Source organism: Actinopolyspora mortivallis (assembly GCF_003001495.1).
Lineage (GTDB): Bacteria > Actinomycetota > Actinomycetes > Mycobacteriales > Pseudonocardiaceae > Actinopolyspora > Actinopolyspora mortivallis_A.
The window spans coordinates 1-9,304 of sequence record NZ_PVSR01000065.1; the positions used below are offsets into that span (position 1 = coordinate 1).

8 protein-coding genes are annotated in these 9,304 nt (G+C 70.4%); 5 read left to right on the forward strand and 3 right to left on the reverse strand.

Annotation, left to right across the window (positions count from 1 at the left end; all coding sequences use genetic code 11):
* Positions 1 to 1,019: 1,019 nt before the first annotated feature.
* The gene (locus tag CEP50_RS19270; protein ID WP_106115330.1) at positions 1,020 to 1,625 is read right to left on the reverse strand and encodes an SACE_7040 family transcriptional regulator; all 606 of its coding nucleotides are present in this window, start codon (positions 1,623 to 1,625) and stop codon (positions 1,020 to 1,022) included.
* A 143-nt stretch (positions 1,626 to 1,768) separates the two neighbouring features.
* On the opposite strand from CEP50_RS19270, the gene CEP50_RS19275 reads away from it, so the two are divergent.
* From CEP50_RS19275 to CEP50_RS19285, 3 genes are read left to right on the forward strand one after another with little or no spacing between them, the layout of a single operon-like run.
* The gene (locus CEP50_RS19275) at positions 1,769 to 3,379 is read left to right on the forward strand and encodes a carboxyl transferase domain-containing protein (protein WP_106115337.1); all 1,611 of its coding nucleotides are present in this window, start codon (positions 1,769 to 1,771) and stop codon (positions 3,377 to 3,379) included.
* 52 nt (positions 3,380 to 3,431) lie between these two features.
* Positions 3,432 to 5,537 (forward strand): acetyl/propionyl/methylcrotonyl-CoA carboxylase subunit alpha, encoded by a 2,106-nt coding sequence (locus tag CEP50_RS19280; RefSeq protein ID WP_106115331.1) that lies wholly within the window; start codon positions 3,432 to 3,434, stop codon positions 5,535 to 5,537.
* Between the two features lie 60 nt (positions 5,538 to 5,597).
* Positions 5,598 to 6,755 carry an acyl-CoA dehydrogenase family protein gene (locus tag CEP50_RS19285; protein WP_106115332.1) on the forward strand — a complete coding sequence of 386 codons (1,158 nt, stop codon included), beginning with the start codon at positions 5,598 to 5,600 and terminating at the stop codon, positions 6,753 to 6,755.
* Positions 6,756 to 6,879: 124 nt separating this feature from the next.
* On the opposite strand, the gene CEP50_RS19290 is transcribed toward CEP50_RS19285, so the two are convergent.
* Together CEP50_RS19290 and CEP50_RS19295 are read right to left on the reverse strand one after the other, a co-directional pair.
* Positions 6,880 to 7,440 carry a hypothetical protein gene (locus CEP50_RS19290; protein ID WP_106115333.1) on the reverse strand — a complete coding sequence of 187 codons (561 nt, stop codon included), beginning with the start codon at positions 7,438 to 7,440 and terminating at the stop codon, positions 6,880 to 6,882.
* Between the two features lie 254 nt (positions 7,441 to 7,694).
* Positions 7,695 to 7,913 (reverse strand): heavy-metal-associated domain-containing protein, encoded by a 219-nt coding sequence (locus CEP50_RS19295; protein WP_106115334.1) that lies wholly within the window; start codon positions 7,911 to 7,913, stop codon positions 7,695 to 7,697.
* Between the two features lie 253 nt (positions 7,914 to 8,166).
* Here CEP50_RS19295 and CEP50_RS19300 point away from each other — a divergent pair, with 253 nt between their 5' ends.
* A complete protein-coding gene (locus CEP50_RS19300; protein WP_106115335.1) occupies positions 8,167 to 8,409 on the forward strand; it encodes a hypothetical protein in 243 nt (80 codons plus the stop codon).
* Between the two features lie 301 nt (positions 8,410 to 8,710).
* On the forward strand, positions 8,711 to 9,304 hold a 594-nt coding region (locus tag CEP50_RS19305; protein ID WP_258175431.1), incomplete at its 3' end, for a ScbR family autoregulator-binding transcription factor.

Consider the following 9,304-nt stretch of genomic DNA (forward strand, 5'->3'; position numbering starts at 1 on the left):
GTCCCGAACAGCCGACTCCGGGTAGCCCCTTCCTCCACTCCGGGAATGCGGGTCGAGCTCGCCCGATGGTGCGGGTTCGTCGGTCTCGGATCTCCTGATATTTCGGAATTCGCGAGAAATCATCCGGAAAATATGTCGGTTTGATGCGCGGGATGATTGTTCGAGGTGGCTGAATTATTGGTGATGTCCACCTGTTCAGGGGTGTTGTGTGGGTGTGTCGGACGCGCAGAATGGTTTTGTTTGTTCGGGGATCCGGTCGTGAGGAGAAGAGTTCATGCGACGTGTCATTCGACGGATGGGAATAGGAGCCTTCGTGGTTGGGGTGACCGCTGGTGCACTGGCTTTGCCGGGGGATACCGTACGGGCGACTGATTCGACTGCCCAGGAGGCCGAACCGGCCGCGTGCGGTGTGACGGCTGGCAGGCCCTGGGAAGGCAGTCGAGGGAGGCACGTTTTCGCGATGGCGTATCGCAGCGGTTGCGGAAACACCGTTCTCGTGAAAGGAAACATCTGGAAATACCATCCGTCCTCTCCGGACCAGCAAGTGGGATACGGCGAGCGCCGGATGACGAGTGGTGAGTTCCGAATCGGGGGCTGGTGCTCTGGTGGGGGGTATTACTATGCGACGGTCAGCACCCCGTTGGGTGGGCATTCCAGAAGCGAAGCTGCTTGGCTCTGCTGAACTCGCCTCGGATCAGCGGGTCGTGCGTTTCGAGGGGTGAGTGGTGGGAAGCGAATGATCCGCATGTGTTCTGTGGGGTTGTTGCGGCACGGACGGTGATTCCTGGGGTGTTGTCAGCGCGGTGAGAGGTACTGGGGGCTTCCGGCTCGAGGACGTGTCGCTCCTGTGGTTCGCGTGCGGTCCTGTCCGGGTTGTCCTGGGCTGACGGGCGAGGATTACCGGGTCGCCGGGACCGAAGTTGCCGGCGACGGTCCCGTCCTGCCGACTCGTCCCCGGGAGCCGCTGGCTCCGTGCCGCAACGCACCAGCCCCGAACCCGACGGGACCGACCGCCCCCGTCAGGCGCGACGGGTGGGTTCGGAGTCGAGCGCGCCCATGGCCATGCGGTGCAGCAGGGTGGTCATGGCGGTGGTGTCCAGCCGGGCGCTGTAGGGCGTGGAGTTGATCAGCCCGAGTACCGCGTGGGTGGCGGCCCGAGCGGTCGGTTCGTCGAGGCCGGGCCGGGCCTCGATCAGGGCGCGGACCCACACCTCGACGTAGCGTCGTTGCAGTTCCCGGACCCGGTGGCGGTCCGGTTCGGACAGGCTGTCCAGGTCGCGCAGGTGCACGGTGATCAGCGCGGAGTTCGTCAGCGCGAACTCGACGTGCCAGTGCACCAGGCTTTCCAGGGCGTGTTCCGGGGTGCCGGCCCCGGCGATGCGGGCGTTGCCGCCGTGGAGGAGTTTCTCGCTGATGCCGGTGAGCATCTCGCCCAGCATCGCGTCCTTGCTGCGGAAGTGGCGGTACAGCGCGGGGCCGGAGACGCCCACGGCCGCGCCGATGTCGTCGATGCCCACTCCGTGGAAGCCGTACCTGGCGAACAGTTCCGCTGCGGCTCCGAGGATCTGTTCGCGCCGCGTGGGGGGCGGCTCGGTCGGCGGATCCTCGGCGGCGTTGTGCGTCATCGACTCCGATACTAGACGAATCCTGTTAGGCGGCGTTAACATCAGAGTCGGTTAACGATCATTAACACCCCTGTCGCCACGTGTCGTTCCCCCGAAAAGGCCCACCGGCCGGTCGGGAACGAGAACGGAAGGTGCGGTCGAAGATGGATGCGCCGGTACTGTCCACGGCTGTCGACCCGACTGCCGAGTCCTACGCGCGCTACACGGCGGAACACGAGGCGCTCGTCGCCGACCTCGACGAGCAGCTCGCCCGGGCCCGTGCGGGAGGTCCCGAGAAAACCAGGCGGCGCCACGTCGAACGCGGGAAACTGCTGCCCCGCGACCGGGTGAACACCCTGCTCGACCGGGGTTCCCCGCTGCTGGAACTGTCGCCCATGGCGGCCCACGGCCTCTACGACGACGAGGCCCCCGGCGCGGGCATCATCACCGGCATCGGCCGGGTGGCGGGCCGGGAGTGCGTCATCGTGGCCAACGACGCCACCGTCAAGGGCGGCACCTACTACCCGGTCACGGTGAAGAAGCACCTGCGGGCCCAGGAGGTGGCCCTGCACAACAACCTGCCCTGCATTTACCTGGTGGACTCCGGCGGCGCCTTCCTGCCCCGGCAGGACGAGGTCTTCCCCGACCGGGAGCACTTCGGGCGCATCTTCTACAACCAGGCCACGATGTCGGCGCGGGGAATCCCGCAGATAGCCGCCGTGCTCGGCTCCTGCACGGCGGGCGGGGCCTACGTCCCGGCCATGAGCGACGAGGCCGTGATCGTGCGGGAGCAGGGCACCATCTTCCTCGGCGGCCCGCCGCTGGTGAAGGCCGCCACCGGCGCCGAGGTCACCGCCGAGGAGCTCGGCGGGGGGTGGCTGCACGCCCACACCTCCGGGGTGGCCGACCACCTGGCCGCCGACGACGCCGACGCGCTGCGCATCGTGCGCTCCATCGTCGCCACCACCGGCCAGGCGCGTTCCACGGCAGCCCCCGCCCCGGTGGAGGAACCCGTCGTGGACCCGGACCAGCTCTACGGCGTGGTGCCCCCCGACAGCAGGACCCCCTACGACGTGCGGGAGGTGATCGCCCGCACGGTCGACGGCAGCCGCTTCTCCGAGTTCAAGGCCGAGTACGGGCAGACCCTGGTGACCGGTTTCGCGCGGATCCACGGTCACCCGGTGGGCATCGTGGCCAACAACGGGATCCTGTTCGGCGAGTCGGCGCTCAAGGGAGCGCACTTCGTGCAGCTCTGCGACCGGCGGGAGATACCGCTGGTGTTCCTGCAGAACATCTCGGGGTTCATGGTCGGCAAGGAGTACGAGGCCGGAGGTATCGCCAAGCACGGGGCGAAGATGGTCACCGCCGTGGCCTGCGCCCGGGTCCCGAAGCTGACCGTGGTCATCGGCGGTTCCTTCGGGGCGGGCAACTACTCGATGTGCGGCCGCGCCTACTCCCCCCGCTTCCTGTGGATGTGGCCCAACGCCCGCATCTCGGTGATGGGCGGCGAACAGGCCGCCTCGGTGCTGGCCACCGTCCGCCGCGACCAGATCGAGCAGGGCGGCGGGCAGTGGTCGGCCGAGCAGGAGGAGGAGTTCAAACAGCCGGTGCGCGAGCAGTACGAGCGCCAGGGCCACCCCTACTACTCGACCGCGCGGCTGTGGGACGACGGCGTGATCGACCCCAAGCAGACCAGGAACGTGCTCGGACTGGCCCTGTCCGTGGCGGCCAACGCTCCCCTGGAACCGGTGAACAACGGCGTGTTCCGGATGTGAGCACGCGGTGAGCACGAGTACTTCCGGCACGGCCCGCTCGGAGGAGAGGAACATGGCCCACGCACAGCAGGCGCACCGACGGCGTTTCGACACGGTGCTGGTCGCCAACCGCGGCGAGATCGCGGTGCGGGTCATCGCGACCCTGCGCCGCCTGGGGATCCGCACCGTGGCCGTGTACAGCGACGCGGACGCCGACTCCGCGCACGTGGCCGCGGCGGACACGGCCGTGCGCGTCGGCCCGGCGGCGGCCACCGAGAGCTACCTGTCCGTGGAGAGGATGCTCGAAGCAGCCCGGACGAGCGGCGCCCAGGCCGTGCACCCCGGCTACGGCTTCCTCTCCGAGAGCGCCGCCTTCGCCGAGGCCTGCGACCGGGAGGGACTGGTGTTCATCGGCCCCTCGGCGGAGGCCATCGCCTCGATGGGCGACAAGATCCGCGCCAAGCGCACCGTGGAGGCCGCCGGGGTGCCGCTGGTGCCCGGCAGCAGCTCACCCGGGGACTCCGACGAACGACTCGCGGCCACCGCCCTGGACGTGGGGCTGCCCGTGCTGTTCAAACCGGCCGCCGGCGGCGGGGGCAAGGGGATGCGCCTGGTGCACTCGCCCGACGAGCTGGAGGAGGCGATCGCCGCCGCCCGCAGGGAGTCCCGCGCTGCCTTCGGCGACGACACCCTGTTCGTGGAGCGCTTCGTCACCCGCCCCCGGCACATCGAGGTGCAGGTGCTGGGCGACTCCCACGGGAACGTGGTGCACCTCGGCGAACGCGAGTGCAGCCTGCAACGCAGGCACCAGAAGATCGTGGAGGAGGCTCCCTCGCCGCTGCTCGACCCGCCCACGCGGGAGCGCATCGGGGAGGCCGCCGTGCGGGCCGCCCGCGCGGTCGGCTACGTGGGGGCGGGAACCGTGGAGTTCATCGTCTCCGCCGACGCGCCGGAGGAGTTCTTCTTCATGGAGATGAACACCCGGTTGCAGGTCGAGCACCCGGTCACCGAGATGGTCACCACCGTCGGGCGGGACGGGGCGGAGGCATCCGGCGGGGAGCGCCGCGACCCCCCGAACGGGCTGGACCTGGTGGAGTGGCAGGTGCGCGTCGCCGAGGGGGAACCCCTCCCGTTCGGGCAGCACGAGCTGGGCACCTCCGGTCACGCGGTGGAGGCCCGGATCTACGCCGAGGACCCGGCGCGGGGGTTCCTGCCGACCGGCGGCGAGGTGCTGCGGGTCCACGAGCCCTCCGGACCCGGCGTCCGGGTCGACTCCGGGGTGCGGGCCGGCGACCGCATCGGTTCCGACTACGACCCGATGCTGGCCAAGATCGTCGGATGGGGGCGCACGCGGTCGGAGGCGCTGCGCAGGCTGGACGACGCGCTGTCCGAGACGGTGCTGCTCGGGGTGGAGACCAACACCACCTTCCTCCGCGCCCTGCTGGAACACCCCTCGGTGCGGGAGGGGGAGCTGGACACCGGGCTCGTGGAGCGGGAGCTGGAGGGGCTGCTCACCGGCGGGCCGAGCGCTCCCCCGGATCACGTGCTGGTCACCGCCGCGTTGCTCCGGTTGAGCGAGGTGGAGCCCTCCGGTCCCCGGGCGGACCCGTGGGAGTCGCTGCTCGGCTGGCGCATGGGCGGCAGGGCCTGGCTGGACTGGTCTTTCGACGTGGCGGGGGAGCGCGTCACGGTGGAGGTGCGGGGGGACTCCGCCCACGCCGAGGTCCGCGTCCGGCGGGAGTCCACCTCCGAGACGAGCCCGCACCGGGCGCGGCTGTTCCGCCGGGAGTCCACGGCCACGGTCGAGCTGGACGGCCACACCCGCCGCTACCACTACGCCCTGGCCGGGCGCACCGTCCGGCTGGCCTCCGCCGAGGGGAGCTGGGCGTTGACCGAGCACACCCTGCTGTCGGACGCGGCCGAGCGCTCCGGCGCCGCCGACGGGGCGGTGACCAGCCCCATGCCCGGCACGGTGCTGATCGACAAGGTCGCGCCGGGCCAGCGGGTGAGCGCCGGACAGGCCCTGTTCGTGGTGGAGGCGATGAAGATGGAGCACACCGTGACCGCCCCGGTGGACGGGCTGGTCACGGAGGTGTTCGTGACCGCGGGACAGGCGGTCGAGCTGGAACAACCGCTCGCGGTGGTGACCGCGCAGGATGAGAGGCCCTCCGGGGAGTGAACCTCCCGGGAGGCACACCGGCACGGCGGACCCGCGCCGTGATCCGTTCAGGAGGTCGGGATGGTCGATTACCAGCTCAGCGAGGAGCACGAGCAGCTGCGTGAGTCGGTGCGCAACTTCGCGCTCAAAGAGGTGGCCCCGGTGATCGGGGACTACTACCAGCGGGAGGAGTTCCCCTACGGGATCGTCTCCGGCATGGGGGAGATGGGCCTGTTCGGGCTGCCCGTCCCGGAGGAGCACGGCGGCATGGGCGGGGACTACCTGGCGCTGTGCCTGGCCATCGAGGAACTGGCCAGGGTGGACTCCTCGGTGGCCGTCACGCTGGAGGCCGGGGTGTCGCTGGGGGTCATGCCGATCCTGCGGTTCGGCACCGAACAGCAGCGCACCACCTGGCTGCCCCGGCTGGCGTCAGGGGAGGTGCTCGGGGCCTTCGGGCTGACCGAACCGGACGGGGGGTCCGACGCGGGAGCCTGCCGCACCACCGCCGAGCTGGACGGCGGGGAGTGGGTGCTCAACGGCTCCAAGGCGTTCATCACCAACTCGGGCACCGAGATCACCGGCTTCGTCACGGTCGCGGCGGTCACCGGCACGCGTGACGACGGCGGCAAGGAGATCTCCACCATCATCGTCCCGGCGGGCACCCCCGGGTTCACGGTGGCTCCGCAGTACTCCAAGGTGGGCTGGAACGCCTCGGACACCCACGAGCTGGCCTTCGCGGACTGCCGGGTTCCGGAGGAGAACCTGCTGGGCCAGCGCGGACGCGGCTACGCCCAGTTCCTGTCCACCCTGACCGAGGGGCGGGTGGCCATCGCCGCGCTCGGGGTCGGACTGGCCCAGGGATGTGTGGACGAGTGCCTGCGCTATGCGGAGCAGCGCAGCGCCTTCGGCCGCAGCATCGGCAGCAACCAGGCCATCCAGTTCAAGATCTCGGACATGGAGCTGCGCGCCCACACCGCCCGGCTGGCCTACTACGACGCGGCGAGCCGGATGCTGCGGGGGCAGCCGTACCGCAAGCAGGCGGCGGTGGCGAAGCTGGCCTCCTCCAACGCCGCCATGGACAACGCCAGGGACGCCACCCAGATATTCGGCGGCTACGGGTTCATGAACGAGACCCCGGTGGGCCGGTTCTACCGGGACGCCAAGATCCTCGAAATCGGCGAGGGCACCAGCGAGGTGCAGCGGATGTTGATCGCCCGGGAGCTGGGAATGCCGGCCTGAGGCCGCGCCGGAGCACCGCTCCGGGCGGGGCCGCGAGGTGGTTCCGCCCGGGGCGGGGTCCGCTGGTGGTGCTCGGGCGGAGTCCGGGCCCCCGCCTGGCGGCGCGTTCCGCGGGCCGTGGTGCTCAGTAGCGGTACTGGCCGTGCGGAATGGTGATCTCGGTGTCGGTTTCCTCGGGGGCCTCGGCCCACCCGCCGGGGGCCTGCGGGAACGCCCGGGGCTGGTAGCCGTCCTGCGGCTCGGTGGCTTCGGGGAACTCGGTGGGGAAACCCTCCTCGGAGGGCCACTGGGGAGTCCCGGAGTTCTCGGGGAGCTCGGCGGATCCCGGGGCGGGGGATTCGTCCCGTTCCGGTTGGGCGGTGTCCCGCGGCCGGGGCTCGGGCCGCTCGTCCAGGTCGTTGAGGTGTTGCAGCACCCAGTCCCGCGCCAGCGCGCTGGGGGAGGTGCCCTGCTCGGCGGCCAGCTCCTTGAGCCGTTCGTTGGCCATCAGCGGCAGCCGCAGCTGGTGCACCTCGGAGTTGCCGAAGCTGCGACCGGTTCCGGTGGTCTCCGGGTCCTCCTCGGGGGAGAGCGCCGCGAGGTAGGACTCCAGGTCGCCGTCGGTCTCGTCCTGCTGCTGTGTGTCGGCGTCCTCCGCGTTCTCCGCGCGCTGCCGACGTCCGAACTTCGCCCTTCCTAGCACCACGCGGACACGATAACGGTTTCCTCCGCCGGTGCCAGACGTTGTGGGGGTGCTCACTCCGGCGTGTCGGAGGGGCCGCGCGGCACCGCCCCCGCGTCAGGGGGAAACGCGGGGGCGCCTGATGCCGATCTCCACAGCGGCTGACCGGGGGTGTCAGCGGGCCGATTGTGGCACGCCGAGCCCCCCGCTGGGGAGAGTTCGCGAGGCCTCGTTCGTGAGGATCGCGGTCCCGGTCGGCCGGTGAGGCCGCCGGTGGGTCACTGCGCGGGCCAGTCGGAGATGGTGTAGCCGGCCTCGCGCACCGCCGAGGAGGCGGCCTCCTGGCTGAGTTCGGTCTCCGAGGTGACGGTGACCCTGCCGGTGTCCAGTGCGACGTCGACGTCGGTGACCTCGGGCAGCTCCTGGAGTTCCTCGGTCACCGAGGCGACGCAGTGCTGGCAGGTCATTCCGCTGACGGTGAAGGTTCGGGTGGGCATCGCCGCTCCTTTCCCGATCGTGGTGTGGTTCGACGACACGGCCAATATACCCCTAGGGGGTAGAGGTGTCGCGCGGGTCGGGGGGATCGGCGGTGTGGGGAACGTCTCCGCGCGCAGCGGCGACTGTCACGGAGAGTGGTTACTTTGCCGGGTGTTTTCGCTCCGAAGAGTAATCGCGCATCACTCTCCAGGGGGCTGTTTCGTCCCGCGTGGGCTGGGTAACCTGCGGCGGAACCCTAGTCGGGGAGGGGTTATGGACGGCTCGCTCGACGTACGCAAGTTCCTGGCGTTGCAGGACAGAGGCTACCCCAGGTCCTCGACCTCGGTGCCCGCCCAACGCGGTGACTCCGCGCGTTTCTCCTCCGAACAGCTGCACCGCGCCCGGATCGCCGTGGCGCGCTGCTCCAAGGACCGGGAGGACTGCACGCGGCTGCTGGAGATGCTCGGCCTGAACTCGGACGAGGACGCCGACGGGGAGTCTCCGGTCGCGGACTGACTCCCCGGGCCAGGCGCACTCCCGGCGGGCGCCCGGCTCGGTGACCGGGCGCGACGACGCCGGGGTGGTGCGTGTTGGGACAAGGTCCCGCGAGACGTACACCCCCCGGTGGAACATCTCGCGGGACGGGGCCGTGGCGGGACGGCCCACGGGTAAAACCTACCTCCGGGTCTTTTTTGCTTGGTCGGCAGGTGGGGGTTTTTGCCCGTCGGGCGTGTGACGGCCCGGTTGAGGGGGGTTTTCCGGGGCGCGAGCCGGATGGGCAACGGATATCCACGCGCGGTAACTTCAATCCGCAAAGTTGATCATCCATTCGTGGGTGGCTCGCGCCTGCTCGTTACTGTGCGTTCTGGCGCGCCGCCCACAGTCGTACGCCGGAGCCGCGCACATGCCCCAGCAGCGTCGTGCCCAACTGACCCGTCGTGCGATCGTCGTGGCAGCCGCCGAGGAGTTCGACCGGCACGGTTACGACGCCGTGCCGCTCAGTGCGATTCTGCAGCGCAGCGGGGTGACCAAGGGCGCGTTCTACTTCCACTTCTCCTCGAAGGAGTCCCTGGCGTTGGACCTGGTGCGTCTGCAGGCCAGGCGCTGGCCCCGGTTGCAGCACAGCTGGCTGCGGCGGGAGTTGGATCCGCTCTCGATCGCGGTGGGGATGCTCAACGACGCGGCCCGCCTGCTCGAACAGGACGTCGTCGTCCGGGCGGGCACCCGGCTGGCGCGGCACCGCATCGCCGCGGCGGAGGAGAGTCACGAGTTGGAGTGGGAGTCCCTGCTGCGGGACCTGCTCCGGCGTTCCTCCGCGAACGGGCTGCTGCGTCCCGGGGTGGATCCGGCGGTGGTGGCCCGGGTGGCCTACACGGCGATGGTGGGGGCCTACGCCATCGGGGCTGTCTCT